14 protein-coding genes are annotated in these 14,461 nt (G+C 62.3%); 4 read left to right on the forward strand and 10 right to left on the reverse strand.

The annotated features are described in order from the left end of the window. Positions 1-201 precede the first annotated feature (201 nt). The 3 genes from ACTJK6_RS15175 to ACTJK6_RS15185 form a co-directional block, all read right to left on the reverse strand. A complete protein-coding gene (locus ACTJK6_RS15175) occupies positions 202-1,410 on the reverse strand; it encodes a branched-chain amino acid ABC transporter substrate-binding protein (protein ID WP_232040792.1) in 1,209 nt (402 codons plus the stop codon). 453 nt (positions 1,411-1,863) lie between these two features. Continuing rightward, the gene (gene ispH / locus ACTJK6_RS15180; RefSeq protein WP_232040793.1) at positions 1,864-2,847 is read right to left on the reverse strand and encodes a 4-hydroxy-3-methylbut-2-enyl diphosphate reductase; all 984 of its coding nucleotides are present in this window, start codon (positions 2,845-2,847) and stop codon (positions 1,864-1,866) included. A 1-nt stretch (position 2,848) separates the two neighbouring features. Further along, a complete protein-coding gene (locus tag ACTJK6_RS15185) occupies positions 2,849-3,340 on the reverse strand; it encodes an FKBP-type peptidyl-prolyl cis-trans isomerase (protein WP_232040794.1) in 492 nt (163 codons plus the stop codon). A 119-nt stretch (positions 3,341-3,459) separates the two neighbouring features. Here ACTJK6_RS15185 and radC point away from each other — a divergent pair, with 119 nt between their 5' ends. The 4 genes from radC to nadB all read left to right on the forward strand — a co-directional run bounded on the left by radC (position 3,460) and on the right by nadB (position 6,512). Next, complete coding sequence (gene radC, locus ACTJK6_RS15190) at positions 3,460-4,134, forward strand: RadC family protein (RefSeq protein ID WP_440839495.1); 675 nt, start codon at positions 3,460-3,462, stop codon at positions 4,132-4,134. Between the two features lie 180 nt (positions 4,135-4,314). Beyond that, on the forward strand, positions 4,315-4,548 hold the full coding sequence (gene rpmB / locus ACTJK6_RS15195) for a 50S ribosomal protein L28 (protein ID WP_004631999.1): 234 nt from the start codon (positions 4,315-4,317) through the stop codon (positions 4,546-4,548). A 13-nt stretch (positions 4,549-4,561) separates the two neighbouring features. Next, positions 4,562-4,732, forward strand: a complete 171-nt coding sequence (gene rpmG, locus ACTJK6_RS15200; RefSeq protein WP_003262397.1) for a 50S ribosomal protein L33 — start codon at positions 4,562-4,564, stop codon at positions 4,730-4,732. A gap of 178 nt (positions 4,733-4,910) precedes the next feature. Next, positions 4,911-6,512, forward strand: coding sequence for an L-aspartate oxidase (gene nadB, locus ACTJK6_RS15205; protein WP_232040796.1), 1,602 nt, complete (start codon positions 4,911-4,913; stop codon positions 6,510-6,512). A 3-nt stretch (positions 6,513-6,515) separates the two neighbouring features. On the opposite strand, the gene nadC is transcribed toward nadB, so the two are convergent. From nadC to purN, 7 genes are all read right to left on the reverse strand, one after another. Continuing rightward, positions 6,516-7,415: a carboxylating nicotinate-nucleotide diphosphorylase gene (nadC, locus tag ACTJK6_RS15210; protein ID WP_440839496.1), complete on the reverse strand. Its 900-nt coding sequence runs from the start codon at positions 7,413-7,415 to the stop codon at positions 6,516-6,518. Continuing rightward, positions 7,412-8,560 carry a quinolinate synthase NadA gene (gene nadA, locus ACTJK6_RS15215; RefSeq protein ID WP_414560963.1) on the reverse strand — a complete coding sequence of 383 codons (1,149 nt, stop codon included), beginning with the start codon at positions 8,558-8,560 and terminating at the stop codon, positions 7,412-7,414. Before nadA ends, nadC begins: the two co-directional genes overlap by 4 nt. A gap of 188 nt (positions 8,561-8,748) precedes the next feature. Further along, a complete protein-coding gene (locus ACTJK6_RS15220) occupies positions 8,749-9,939 on the reverse strand; it encodes a DesA family fatty acid desaturase (RefSeq protein WP_232040799.1) in 1,191 nt (396 codons plus the stop codon). 373 nt (positions 9,940-10,312) lie between these two features. Next, positions 10,313-11,689: a mechanosensitive ion channel family protein gene (locus ACTJK6_RS15225; RefSeq protein WP_322017444.1), complete on the reverse strand. Its 1,377-nt coding sequence runs from the start codon at positions 11,687-11,689 to the stop codon at positions 10,313-10,315. 25 nt (positions 11,690-11,714) lie between these two features. Further along, positions 11,715-12,284 (reverse strand): phospholipase D family protein, encoded by a 570-nt coding sequence (locus ACTJK6_RS15230; protein ID WP_440839497.1) that lies wholly within the window; start codon positions 12,282-12,284, stop codon positions 11,715-11,717. Then, complete coding sequence (locus ACTJK6_RS15235; protein WP_322017460.1) at positions 12,281-13,675, reverse strand: RsmB/NOP family class I SAM-dependent RNA methyltransferase; 1,395 nt, start codon at positions 13,673-13,675, stop codon at positions 12,281-12,283. Before ACTJK6_RS15235 ends, ACTJK6_RS15230 begins: the two co-directional genes overlap by 4 nt. Beyond that, positions 13,672-14,322 carry a phosphoribosylglycinamide formyltransferase gene (gene purN, locus ACTJK6_RS15240; protein ID WP_440817194.1) on the reverse strand — a complete coding sequence of 217 codons (651 nt, stop codon included), beginning with the start codon at positions 14,320-14,322 and terminating at the stop codon, positions 13,672-13,674. The genes ACTJK6_RS15235 and purN overlap by 4 nt, the downstream gene beginning before the upstream one ends. Positions 14,323-14,461: the final 139 nt, after the last annotated feature.

Raw genomic sequence — 14,461 nt, forward strand, 5'->3', positions numbered from 1 at the left:
TCCTGCTATGCCTTGCTTTGTTGTAGGCGACGGGATGACGCGCCCGCAAGGTATGCGATCAATCGGATGGGTAAGGTGAGGTTGCTGGTAAGCGGCCTGCCGACACGCCCATGGTGAGGGCCTTGTTTCATTGGCGAGGCTATGAAAAACGGCACCGCAGGGGTAGTCGCGGTGCCGTTTTTAGGGCGGATAACCCTTCGATTACATCTTCACAACGTCAAGAACAGTCTTCTTCTTGTCCTTGTAGTTGTACAGGGTGATGGAACCTTGCTTCAGGTCACCCTTGTCATCGAACGAGATGTTGCCGATCACGCCGTTGTAGTTGGTTGCCGGCATGGCAGCCAGGATCTTGGCCGGATCGGTCGAGTTGGCACGCTTCATCGCGTCGATGATCACGTTGACAGCGTCATACGTGAACGGAGCGTAGATCTGCACCGGCGTGTGGAAACGGTCTTGGTACTTCTTGTCGAAGTCCGCGCCCTTCTCCATCTTCGACAGCGCCAAGCCTGCTTCCGAGCAGACGATGTTGTCGATTGCGTCGCCAGCCAGTTCGGCCACCTTGTCGGTACACACGCCGTCGCCGCCAACGATCTTGGCCGTGATGCCCAGTTCCTTGGCTTGCTTGGCGAACGGGCCGCCGGTGGCGTCCATGCCGCCGTACATGATCACGTCCGGCTTCTTGCCCTTGATCTTGGTCAGAATGGCCTTGAAGTCGGTCGCCTTGTCGTTGGTCGCCTCACGCGCCACGACGTTCACGCCGTCGGCCTTCGCGGTCTTCTCGAACTCGTCGGCCAGGCCCTTACCGTAGGCGGTGGCATCGTCAACAATTGCCACGGTCTTGGCGCCCAGGGTCTTGGCGGCGTAGTTCGCCAGTGCCGGACCTTGTTGCGCGTCGGTTGCAACCACGCGGTAGGTCGTCTTGAAGCCTTGCTTGGTGTAGTCGGGGTTCGTCGACGACGGCGAGATCTGCACGATGCCTGCATCGCTGTAGATCTTCGAGGCCGGGATCGACACGCCCGAGTTCAGGTGGCCAACGACGGCAACAACGTGCTCGTCAACCAGCTTCTGCGCCACGGCGGTACCGGTCTTCGGGTCGCCTGCATCGTCTTCACCGACCAGTTCCAGCTTGATCTTCTTGCCGTCGATGGTCAGGCCTTCCTTGTTGGCTTCTTCAACGGCCAGGCGTGCACCGTTTTCGTTGTCTTTGCCAAGGTGAGCAATACCGCCCGTGAGCGGAGCCGCGTGACCGATCTTGACGACGGTCTCGCCGCCGCCGGCAGCAGCAGCCGGAGCCGACGTTGCTGCAGGTGCAGCAGCTTGGTCTGCGGGCTTTTCCTCGTTCTTACCGCAAGCTGCTACGAGTGCCACGGCAGCCGCAAGCGGCAGAACTTTGGCAAACTTAATTTGCATGAGTGATCTCCTAGATCTCGCAAGAGCAAGAAGAGCGTCCTGCCTCCCGGCCGCTCCCCCCGCGCCGATTGTTTCAATTTGAAACGCGCGAATTGTATCCCCTTTTATTGCGGATGCAATACGCGTCGCAACAACGATTTTTGCAGTAACTACGCCGCTTTACGGGCTTTCCCCAATGCCCAAACAGGCGTCATTTCGCGCAGGCATTCGCGAACGGCGGATAGCCTTATCAAGAAGCGTGCCAGACTAGGGGAAACCCCCTATTCATGCGGCTTGGCGGACGATTGCCACGGTAAATCAAGGCTTCGGCGGCATTGAAGAGGTTTTGCAACGCACAAAACAAAACGGCCACTCCGGGAAGAAGTGGCCGCTGATTCCTCAAAAGCGCTTTATGCACCGCATTAGGGCGCACAGTTTTTGTGCGCTTTTAAGTGGGTATTTACATAAAGGTATTCAATTGATTTGAAGACCCCTCGGAAGGGGGAAAGACATGTTTTCCTGGATACCGTCGAGCGGACGAACGGTGCGCGCGCCCAACGCCTTGAGGCGGTCGACGATCGACTGCGCCAGCTCTTCGGGCGCCGAAGCACCCGCTGTCAGGCCCACGCGGCGTTTGCCGGCCACCCATTCGGGCCTCACCTGTTCCGGCGTATCCACCATATAGGCAGGCACGCCCAGCTTCTCGGCCAGCTCACGCAGGCGGTTCGAGTTCGAGCTGTTCGGGCTGCCGACCACGATTACCACTTCCACTTGCGGCGCCATAAACTTCACGGCGTCCTGGCGATTCTGCGTCGCGTAGCAGATGTCCTGCTTCTTGGGCTCGTGCACGGCCGGAAAGCGCGCCTTGATGGCCGCCACGATCTCCTGGGTCTCGTCCACCGACAACGTGGTCTGCGTCACGTACGCCAGACGCGTCGGGTCTTTCACTTCGAGGTGCGCAACATCATCGACGGATTCGACCAGCAGCATGCCGTCGTTGGCTTGGCCCATGGTGCCTTCCACCTCGGGATGGCCCTTGTGCCCAATCATGATGATCTCGAAACCCTGCGCACGCATCTTCGAGACTTCCACGTGCACCTTGGTCACCAGCGGGCAGGTTGCATCGAACACACGCAGGCCGCGCGCCTCCGCCGCCTCGCGCACCGCCCGCGACACGCCATGCGCGCTGAAGATGACCGTGCCGCCAACGGGCACATCGTCGAGTTCCTGCACGAACACTGCGCCCTTGTTGCGCAGATCGCCAACGACATAGGCGTTGTGCACGATCTCGTGGCGCACGTAAATGGGCGCCCCAAACAGCTCCAGCGCGCGCTCGACGATCTCGATGGCGCGATCGACGCCGGCGCAGAAACCGCGCGGCTGCGCCAACAAGACCTCGGCGTCGGCCTGCGTGACAGGATCAATGGGATCGCGCGGGGCGTTTACGGCGTTGCTCATATCAAAGAATGCCGATCAGCTGGACTTCAAACACGATCGTCTGGCCAGCGAGCGGGTGGTTGAAGTCGAACAGCGCGGAGGTTTCGCCGACTTCCTTGAGCACGCCGGCATATTTGCCGCCGCTCGGCGCATTGAACTCAACCAGGTCGCCCGGCTGGTAATCCTCTTCGAACGAAGAATTCTCGCGCAGCGTGGCCAGCGACACGCGCTGCAACAGTTCCGGATTACGCGGACCGAACGCCTGCTCGGGCGCCAGGCGGAACGTCGTGCGCTCGCCCTCGCGCATACCGAGCAGCGCCTGCTCCAGCGTTGGCGCCAACTGGCCTTGGCCCAGCAGCAGCGTGGCCGGCTTGTCATCGAAGGTCGTGACGATGTCCGTGTCGTTTTCCAGCGCGATGCGGTAATGCAGCGTCAGAAAGGAATCCGGGCCTACCACCTTGCCCGCCGTGCCGCTTGGCGTCGCCGCGGACGCCTCGTTCACCAAATTTTGCACGCTTAACCTGCTTGACCAAAAAGTAACCCGTTATTGTACGTCAGCCCTCCCTGCGGCCGCAGGCGCAAAGCCTACTGCACTCTCGCTGGCAGGGCCTTTCCTCCGCTCATCCAAACCCTATGGCAATCGTCGACTGGCCCGCCCACGAGCGGCCGCGTGAAAAACTGCTCGCCCACGGCGCCGCCGCGCTCTCCGATGCGGAACTGCTGGCCATCTTCCTGCGCGTGGGTATGCCAGGCAAAAGCGCGGTCGACCTCGCCCGAGAACTGCTCACGCACTTTGGGTCGCTCGCCCGGCTGTGCCACGCCTCTCAACAAGAGTTCTCCTCGATCAATGGCATGGGCCCCGCCAAATACGCGCAACTGCACGCGCTGCTGGAAGTCGCGCGGCGCGCACTAAAAGAAGAGTTCACCCACGGCCAGACCTTTGACTCTCCACAAAGCGTGAAGGATTTTTTGCGCCTGACATTGGGGCACCGCCCGCACGAGGTGTTCGCCTGCTTCTTTCTAGATGTACGACACCGGCTCATTGCCTGGGAAGAACTCTTCCGCGGCACACTGACGGAAGCCCGCGTCTACCCGCGCGAGATCGCCAAGCGCGCACTGCATCACAATGCGGCCGCAGTGATCCTGGCGCACAACCACCCTACCGGCATCACGGAGCCCAGCGAAGCCGACATCATCCTCACCCGCGAGCTGCGCCGTGCGCTGGCCATGCTCGACGTGATCGTCCTGGATCACATGATCGTCGGCCGCGGCCACGTCTATGGCTTCCTCGAACACGGCAAAATGTAGTGCCGATGCGGCATCGCACGGTCCCCAACGGCAATCCATCGATCTCGTTGATTTGTCAGCAGTTTTGTGTGTATAATCCGCGTTTCGCTGAAGTCCCACCTCTACAGTGGCGCTGCGCTTGGTTTTGGTCCCGGCGCCCGGTCGCAAACTGTAGCCAACGAATTTAGTTAGGAGTGCTCCATGGCACGCGTCTGTCAAGTGACCGGGAAAGCGCCGATGGTCGGCAATAACGTTTCCCACGCAAACAACAAGACCAAGCGCCGTTTTCTGCCGAACCTGCAGAATCGCCGCTTCTGGGTCGAATCCGAAAACCGCTGGGTCAGCCTGCGCGTCTCGAACGCTGGTCTGCGCCTGATCGATAAAAAAGGCATCGACGAAGTGCTCGTGGACCTGCGCGCACGCGGCGAAGTCTAATTAGGAGTTAAACATGGCCAGCAAAGGCGGACGCGACAAGATCAAGCTGGAATCGACCGCAGGTACGGGTCATTTCTACACGACCACCAAGAACAAGCGCACCAAGCCGGAAAAGATGGAGATCATGAAGTTCGATCCCGTCGCCCGCAAGCACGTCGCTTACAAGGAAACCAAGATCAAGTAATCTTCGCGGATTGCGCATCTTGTTTCCGTCGGCATGACCGACAGCAAAAACCCGCTCTCAGGCGGGTTTTTTGTTGCCTGCTGTTTGGCGCATGCTGGGGTGTACACTGCTCTTCTTTCCGATTGACACGCGACTGTGTTACTCACCAGCCGCGCCTGCACCGCGTCCCGCGTCTTCCATGAATTTCGATGTTGCCGTTGTTGGCAGCGGCTTGGCGGGTCTGACCGTCGCCCTGCACCTAGCCGATCACCGTCGTGTGGTTGTCATCAGCAAACGCAGCCTGCCGGAAGGCGCCAGCGATTGGGCGCAGGGCGGCATTGCCGCAGTGCTCGATTCAGGCGACAGCCATGACGAGCACGTCGACGACACGCTCATCGCCGGAGCAGGACTGTGCGATGAAGCCGCCACTCGCTACATCGTCGAAAACGGGCGTTCGGCCATTGAATGGCTGATCGGACATGGCGTGCCTTTCACCCGCGACGAGCAGGCTGAACTCGGCTTCCACCTGACGCGCGAAGGCGGCCATCGCCATCGACGCATCATCCACGCCGCCGATGCCACCGGCCATGCCGTGGTCACGACGCTGGTTGAGAAGGTACGCAACCACCCGAACATCACGCTGCTGGAAGACCACTTTGCGATCGACCTGATTACCGATGCAAAGCTGGGCCGGCCGGGCATGCGCTGCCATGGCCTGTACGCACTCGACATTGCATCGGGCCACGTCAAGACGATTACCGCGAGCCAAACCGTGATGGCCACGGGCGGCGCAGGCAAGGTCTATCTCTATACGACGAATCCGGACACGGCCAGCGGCGACGGTATTGCCATGGCTTGGCGCGCGGGCTGCCGCGTAGCGAACATGGAGTTCATCCAGTTCCACCCCACGTGTCTGTACCACCCGTTCGCGAAATCATTCCTGATTACCGAAGCCGTGCGCGGTGAAGGCGGCAAGCTGATCCTGCCCGACGGCACGCGCTTCATGCCGGCGCATGATGAGCGCGCTGAGTTGGCTCCGCGCGATATCGTCGCCCGCGCCATCGACTTCGAGATGAAGAAGCGTGGCCTGGACTGCGTCTATCTGGACATCAGCCACCAGAGCCCGGCGTTCCTCAAGGAACATTTCCCGACCATCATGGCGCGTTGCCTGGAGCTGGGCATCGACATCACGCGCCAGCCGATTCCGGTGGTGCCGGCGGCGCACTACACGTGCGGCGGCGTGGTGACGGATCACCTCGGGCGCACGGATATCGCCGGCCTGTACGCCGTGGGCGAAACGGCCTACACCGGCCTGCACGGCGCCAACCGGCTGGCGAGCAATTCGCTGCTCGAATGCATGGTGATCGGGCGCGGAGCGGCGGAAGACATTCTCGCGCAACCGCCCTCAAACTCGACGCCGGTGCAGATTCCCGCGTGGGATGAGAGCCGCGTGACCGACGCCGATGAAGAAGTGGTCGTCTCGCACAATTGGGACGAGCTGCGCCGCATGATGTGGAACTACGTCGGCATCGTGCGCACGAACAAGCGGCTCGAGCGGGCCCAGCACCGCATTGCGCTGTTGCGTGAGGAGATTACGGAGTACTACGCCAACTTCCGCGTGAGCCACGATCTGCTGGAGCTGCGCAACCTCGTCGAGGCCGCGTCGCTGATCGTCGACAGTGCGCTGTCAAGGCATGAGAGCCGTGGGCTGCATTTCTCGCGCGACTATCCCGAGACGCTGCCCAAGGCGCTGCCGACGGTCATGCAGCCGACCCATCGGCAAATCGCCCGGAAACGCTAAGGCTTATTCGACGATCCGCAAAGAGAAGTCGGTCGCGCGTACGTCCTTCGTCAGCGCGCCGACGGAGATACGATCCACGCCCGTTTCGGCAAACGCGCGGATCGACTCAATGTTCACGCCACCCGACACCTCCAGCAGCGCCTTGCCCGCCGTCATGCGCACAGCCTCGCGCATGGCGGGCGGCTCGAAGTTGTCGAGCAGCACGGAGGTAGCACCCGCCGCCAGCGCTTCTTCAAGCTGCGCCAGCGTTTCCACCTCGATCTGGATCGTCACGCCCGCGTTCAGCGCCTGCGCCGCACGCAGGGCCGCTGTCACACCACCTGCCGCAGCGATGTGGTTTTCCTTGATCAGGATGCCGTCGTACAACGCCAGGCGTTGATTCTCGCCACCACCGATACGCACGGCGTACTTCTGCGCCAGACGCAAGCCCGGCAGCGTCTTGCGCGTGTCGAGCACGCGGGCGCGCGTGCCGTCGATGGCTGCGGCGTAATGCGAGGTCGCCGTCGCCACACCGGAAAGCAATTGCAGGAAGTTCAACGATGGCCGTTCGGCTGTCAGCAGCGACCGTGCTGGGCCTTCGATCTCGCACACCACCGAATCGGGCGCCATGCGGTCGCCTTCGTGCTGGCGCCACGTAACGCGCAGCGTTGGATCAACGGCGTGCATACATGCATCGAACCAAGGCGTGCCGCACAGCACCGCGGTTTCGCGCACGATCACCCGCGCACGCGCATGGCGATCAGCAGGGATCAGCAAGCCGGTGCGGTCACCCGTGCCCACGTCCTCGGCAATCGCAGCAGACACGTTGGCGGACAATGCCTCGCGCAGTGCCGGCCCAAAGCTATCGAAAATTGCCTGAGCCGCCGTGGCAAAGCTCGTCGTGTTCATCTGGGTTGCCGTCATGCCGGGCCGATTCCTTGAAAGAGTTGCGCGTTGGCGGCCAGCTCACCCTGCGGGCGAACCATGGCTTTCTCCCGCGCGGCAAAATCCAGCATGCGATCGATGCAGACCACAGCTTGCTTACCGATGGCCGGATCAACGTGGATCTCGTTACGACCGGTTTCCAGCACCTCGGCCAGATTGGTCAGTGCATTCATCGCCATCCAGGGGCAATGTGCGCAGCTCTTGCAGGTCGCGGCGTTGCCAGCCGTCGGTGCCTCGATGAAGCGCTTGCCTGGGGCCGCCATGCGCATCTTGTGCAGGATGCCGTTGTCGGTCGCGACGATGAATTCCTGTGCTGACAACGACTGCGCTGCTGAAATGAGCTGCGAAGTCGACCCGACCACATCGGCCTGCGCTACCACCGATTCGGGCGATTCCGGATGCACGAGAATCTTCGCGTTCGGGTGCTCGGCACGCAGCAGGTCCAGCTCTACGCCCTTGAATTCGTCGTGCACCAGACAGGAGCCCTGCCACATCAGCATGTCGGCGCCGGTCTGTTTCTGAATGTAGCTGCCGAGATGACGATCGGGGGCCCACAGGATCTTCTTTCCCTGCGCGTGCAGGTGCTGCACGATCTTCAGCCCAATCGATGACGTCACCATCCAGTCGGCACGCGCCTTCACGGCGGCGCTGGTATTGGCATAGACCACCACGGTGCGATCCGGATGCGCGTCGCAGAAGGCGGCGAACTCATCCGGCGGGCAACCCAGATCGAGGGAGCAAGTCGCATCCAGATCCGGCATCAGCACAGTTTTTTCGGGGCTCAGAATCTTGGCGGTCTCGCCCATGAAGCGCACGCCTGCCACGATCAGTGTCTTGGCTGAATGGTCGCGACCAAAGCGCGCCATCTCCAGCGAATCGGACACGCAGCCACCGGTCTCCTCGGCCAGGTCCTGCAGGTCAGCGTCGACGTAATAGTGCGCGACCAGCACGGCCTCGCGCTCCTTGAGCAGGCGCTTGATGCGAGCCTTCAGTTCATCGCGTTCCTCGCGCGACAGCACCGGCGGCACCTTGGCCCAGGCGTGGGCCACGCAGCTTGCGCCGGATTGCGCCTCGGAAAGCATATCCGGGCGCTCGAATTCAACCGTCTTGATTTGGGTTTCCATGGTGGTCTCCGCGTCCATTCGCGCTGTTAGGGCGCCGAGAAGCTGGCGCGGCAATGAAACGGACGGCGTGTGAGGAGGACTGGCTCCGCGATACATTGTCGCGGCCTGTTAAAAATGTGAGTTGGGGGCAGTTTACCCAAAAGAAAAGCCCCGCTGCGGAGCGGGGCTTCACCTATGAAACAAGAAACTCAGGCGTAGCGGCGCAGGCGAACAGCAAATTCCTGCAGCGCGTGGATGCCGCTTTCCTCGGCACGCTTGCACCACTCTTGCAGTTGATGCAGCAGTTGCTCGCGCGTGGCGTTCGAGCGGCCCCACAGTGCGCCAAGTTCGCGGCGCATCTCAACGAAGGTGTGCAACGCCGAATGGTCCGACACGATCTGCGAGAGTTGCTCACGCTGCGGCGCGCCCAGCTTGGTTTCGTCGCGGTGGAACCACTTGCGAGCGGGCTTCAGCGCACGGTATTCAACAGCGCGCGAGTCCTTCAGCTTGGCCAGCTCTTGGCGGTAAGCCGTCTTGACCGTCTTCGCGTAACGAGCCATCACGTCGTAGCGGTTGGCGATGATGGCTTCCAGGGTGTTCTGGTCGACCGGCTTCACGTCGCCAAAACGAGCCTTGGGCGCCACTTTCTTGACCTTTGCCAAACCCACGATTTCCAGCGCGCGGATGTAGCCCCAGCCGATATCGAACTCGTACCACTTGACCGAAAACTTGGCCGACGTGGCGTACGTGTGGTGATTGTTGTGCAGTTCTTCGCCGCCGATGATGATGCCCCATGGCGACACGTTGGTCGAAGCGTCTTCGCAGTCGAAGTTGCGGTAACCCCAGAAGTGGCCCAGACCATTGATGATGCCGGCAGCGTGGATCGGGATCCACAGCATCTGCACCGCCCACACCGTCAGGCCCAGCGCGCCGAACATCAGCACGTCCAGGATCAGCATCAAACCGACGCCCTGCCACGTGAACTTGGAATATACGTTTTTCTCGACCCAATCATCCGGCGTACCGTGGCCGAACTTCTGGATCGTTTCCTTATTCTTGGCCTCGGCGCGATAGAGCTCAGCACCTTCCATCAACACCTTGCGGATGCCACGGGTCTGCGGGCTGTGCGGATCCTCTTCGGTTTCGCACTTGGCGTGGTGCTTGCGGTGAATGGCGGTCCATTCCTTGGTGACCATGCCGGTGGTCAGCCACAGCCAGAAGCGGAAGAAGTGTCCGGCAATGGGATGCACGTCCAGCGCACGGTGCGCCTGGCAACGGTGCAGAAAAATCGTGACGCTGGCGATGGTGATGTGCGTCATCACCAGCGTGAAAATCAGGATCTGCCACCAGGCCCAATTCAGGGTGCCGTTGGCGAGGAAAGTCAGAAAGGAGTCGATCAAAGTGTTCTCCGTGGTCAACTCGGGTGATCAAAGCAGCCTTTGGTCCGTCAAATCAATCCGGACGATGCTGCCTCTTAAGGCCATCCGCTGTCGCAGCGTTACGACAATGGGGTCGTGTTGGCGGGGATTCGGGTGTTGGCACCCGGCTTGCGCGTCACATCGGCGAGCTTGCGGCTGCTACCCATATGACCTCCGCCCCAGCGCAATACAAGGTGTTTGCGGTGCTTTGTCGCAAGTGCTATGCCCTTTGCGACGGCCCGTCTGATCCTTTGTGGGAGCACTCAGCATTTTAACCGAATACCCCCTCTATTCCATGGGGGAAAACCGCTGATTTGACCTCAGACAAGTGGGCACCGTTCCGCCTATAGATGTGTTAGGTCGGCACGGATGCGCTGGATGAGGCTGCAGCATCACCCGAAGTGCTCGAAGCGCCCTGCTGCAGCGCCAACGGCCCGAGCACACGCACTTCCCGTTGCGGATATGGAATGTCGATGCCGGCCTCTTTGAAGCGGCGATAGATCGCGCGGTTCAGGTCAGACTGCACGCCCAGCTTGCCGTTGTGCGGATCGCCGATCCACACGCCGAGTTCGTACTCGATGCCGCTGTCGGCAAACAGGGCCATGAAGGCGGCGGGTGCGGGCTCGGGAAGAATGCGTGGAATGCCCTCTGCGCATTGCAGCAGCAGCGCCAGCACCGCTTCCGGATCAGCGGCATACGATGCCTGCACGCGCACCGCCACGCGCACGGTGCCGCGTTCGTTGTGGTTCTGCACGGCCTGCGCGACCATCAGTTCGTTCGGCACGAGCGTATCGCCATCGCCGTTGCGCACCACGGTGTAGCGCGTGCGGATCTGCGTGACGATGCCGGTGTATGTGCTGACCGTAATCTGATCGCCAAGCTTGAGCGAGCGCTCAAGCAGGATGATGAAGCCCGAGACGTAATTGCTGGCGATCTTCTGCAAGCCAAAGCCCAGCCCCACGCCGAGCGCCCCGCCAAACACCGACAACACCGTCAAATCGATGCCTACCAGCGACAGGCTCAGCAGCAGCGACACCAGCAGCAGCGCTGCCTTGGTCACCCGCGACAGCACCACCTTCAGGTTGGCATCGATGGCCGAAGCACGCGTAATACGGCTGTCCAGCCACGAGCCGAACCACATCGCCACGAGCACGGTGACGAGAATCCACACCACGCCCATCAGCATGGCGGCGAGGCTCACCTTCTGCTTGCCGCCGAGCGCAAAGCGAATGCCGTCGAGGTAATCCACCACATCGCCCAGCACACCCAGCACGTAGAGCACCATGCCGATCCACATCAGCGTGGTCAGCACACGCTCGGCGACGACAAGCATGCCGTGCAGCTCGCCATTGGCCGACAGCACGCGGCGCAGCACGTAGAAGCCGAGATAGAGAATCGCCAGGCCAAACAGCGGCACCGCAGCCAGGCGGAATACGCTGATCGGCATGGTGCCGATCAAGGCATAGCGCGCACCAAGCACCAGCAGCCAGCCAATCAACGGGAACATCGCCCGCTCCAGGCTCGACCAGGCAAAACGCAGCGCGAACGTGTCGTTCGCATGGGCCGTATGCAAGCGCCGCGAAATCGGCCGCGCGATCAGCCACGCGGCAACGAGCACCAGCACCAGCACGCCCAGTTGCCAGATAAAGCGAGGTCCACCCAGATCGGAGACGATGTCGTCGATCATGTGACCCAGCGCGATATGGTTGAGATTCAGCGGCAATCCGTTCATTGGCGTGACCGGTTATTACAAACCCTTATTGGGTCCGATAGGGCAACGCATCGCCCACATGCTTCTGCCAATTGGCGGCATAGCGCTGGGCGAGATCGGCGTCGCCGCGCACGATCAGTACGTTCTCGGCATTGCCGCGCTGCGCGGTCTGCGTAAAGTTGAAGCTGCCGGTAACCAGCACCGGATGCGCGCCGCGCGGGTCGATCACGATGACCTTGTTGTGCGCGTTCCTGTAGCGCACCTCCAGCCACACGGGGATGCCCGCATTCGCGACCTCGGGCACGCGGCTGCCGCCGGAGCGCGTCATCTGCTCGCGATCGGCCAGCACACGCACGTCCACCCCGCGCTGATGCGCTGCCACCAGCGCACGCGTAATCGCCCTGTTCGACAGCAGGTACGCCTGCACCAGCACCTGCTCGCGCGCCTGATCGATGGCGTCGGCCAACAACCCTTCGATGTCATCGTCGGGCGTGAACGCTGCCTGCACCGTACCCTTGGCCGGCAGCACCGGCGGCGTGCTGCGGGCCTGAGCCACGCCACCTGCGGCAAACACCAGCCATGCGGCCAGCAGCCAACCCAAGCGGCGCAACATCATGCGCGGCGCTCCAGCACGGCCGCGAAGAAGCCGTCAGTCTGGTGCGTGTGCGGATACAGCTCCAGGTAGGGCCCCATTTCGAGGGCGATCTTCTGCGCGGCCAGCACCTCACCCGCGGGCACGAGCACGAAGTCTTCATGGGCGGCCAGAAACTGCTCGACCACCTGCTGATTCTCGCGCGCCAGCACGCTGCAGGTCGCGTAGACGAGGCGGCCACCCGGCTTCAGCAGCCGCGCCGCCGATGTCAGGATCGACAGCTGCTTGGCCGACATTTCTTCCACGGCCTGCGCAGATTGGCGCCACTTCAGGTCCGGATTGCGGCGCAGCGTGCCCAAGCCGCTGCACGGGGCGTCGACCAGCACGCGATCGATCTTGCCCGCCAGGCGCTTGACCTTGGCATCGTGCTCGCTGTCGATGCGGCCGGGGTGCACATTTGACAGGCCGCTGCGCGCCAGGCGCGGGCCCAGGTTCGACAAGCGCTTTTCCGATACGTCGAAGGCATACAGGCGCCCGGTCGAGCGCATCGCCGCGCCGATCGCCAAGGTCTTGCCACCGGCGCCGGCACAGAAATCAACCACCATCTCGCCGCGCTTGGGTGCCAGCAATTGGCAGAGCAGTTGGCTGCCCTCGTCCTGTACCTCGACCGTGCCGTTGGTGAAGATATCGAGCTTGTTCAACGCCGGCTTGCCCGCCAGGCGAATGCCCACCGGCGACAGCGGTGCCGCAGCGCCCTCGATACCGGCTTCGGCCAGTGTTGCGAGCACGGCTTCGCGCTCGCCCTTGAGCGTATTCACACGCAAGTCCAGAGGCGCAGGCGTGAGCCACGCTTGCGCCAGTGCCTCGGTGAAGTCCGCACCGTGCTGTGCGACCAGCGCGTCGAACAGCCAGTCGGGCAGATTGGCGCGCACGCGGGCCGCCAGCGCGGCGCGGTCACGGTTTTCCCATCGATCCAGCCATTCTGCTTCGGCCGGGTTCAGGAATGGCGCAATGGCCTCGCGTCCGGCAGTCTGCAGCAAGCCGAGCAGCACCAGTCGACGGCGCGCCGGGCCGGTGCCGCTCTCGGCAAACTGGCCGAATTCCACCTTGCGGCGCAGCACGGCAAAGGCCGCTTCAGCGATGATGCCGCGCTCGCGGTGGCCAAGTTCGTGATGCTCACGGAAGTATTGGCTGACCACCATGTCGGCGGGCGCCGCAAAGTGCAGCAGGCGCGCAAGCACCTTGTCCAGGTGCTCCAGGTGGCTGCCATGCACGCCCGTGCGCGGGCGCGGAGCACTGCGCGGCGCGGGCTTGCCCTGCGGTGCCCGATACCAGCCACCGCCACCGGAACCCGCGCGCTTGTTGCCCGCCCCGCCACTTCCATTGCCGCCCGAACGCTGACGATTCTGGCTCATGCTGCCTCCCGGGCGTAGACGCCAATAACAAGCTGCGACTCGTCCGGCGAGACGCGCACAACACCGTCTTCGATCGACAACCGCCCTTCCACGAACCAGCGCACGGCACGCGGGTAAATCGTGTGTTCCTGTGCCAGAAGCCGCCCGGCCAGCGAGTCCGGCGTGTCGTCCTGACGTACGTCGATGATGGCTTGCAGCACGATCGGGCCGTGGTCCAGGTCAGCGGTGACGAAATGCACAGTCGCGCCATGCACCTTCACGCCCATGGCCAGCGCGGCCTCGTGCGTGTGCAAACCGGGAAAGCACGGCAGCAGCGACGGATGAATGTTCAGCATGCGCCCGGCGTAGCGTTTGACGAAGCCCGGCGTAAGGATGCGCATGAAGCCGGCCAGCACCACCAGATCCGGCGAAAAGCCGTCGATCACCTGCGCCAGGGCGGCGTCAAAGCTGTCGCGATCGGGGAACGCCTTGTGGTCGACCACCGCGGTGGCGATGCCGTGTGACGCGGCAAATTTAAGTCCTGCCGCATCGGGCCGATTAGAAATGACGGCGGCAATGCGTCCCGACCAACCTTCGGCCTGACAGGCGCGGACAATGGCTTCCATATTGGAACCGCGTCCGGAAATGAGAATGACGATGTTTTTCATCGCGGCATTTTATCAAGTGCGCCGGAGTTCCCCGAGAAAATCGGGTGTGACGCCTGCACAGCCATGCCGCGGGCGCTTTTGCAGTCACCGTGGCATTTTGCCGACGCATGCCGGCGAAAACGCTGTCATGGCGGCAAAA

The sequence above is a fragment of the Ralstonia sp. 22086 genome, assembly GCF_052045975.1.
Taxonomy (GTDB): Bacteria; Pseudomonadota; Gammaproteobacteria; order Burkholderiales; family Burkholderiaceae; genus Ralstonia; species Ralstonia wenshanensis.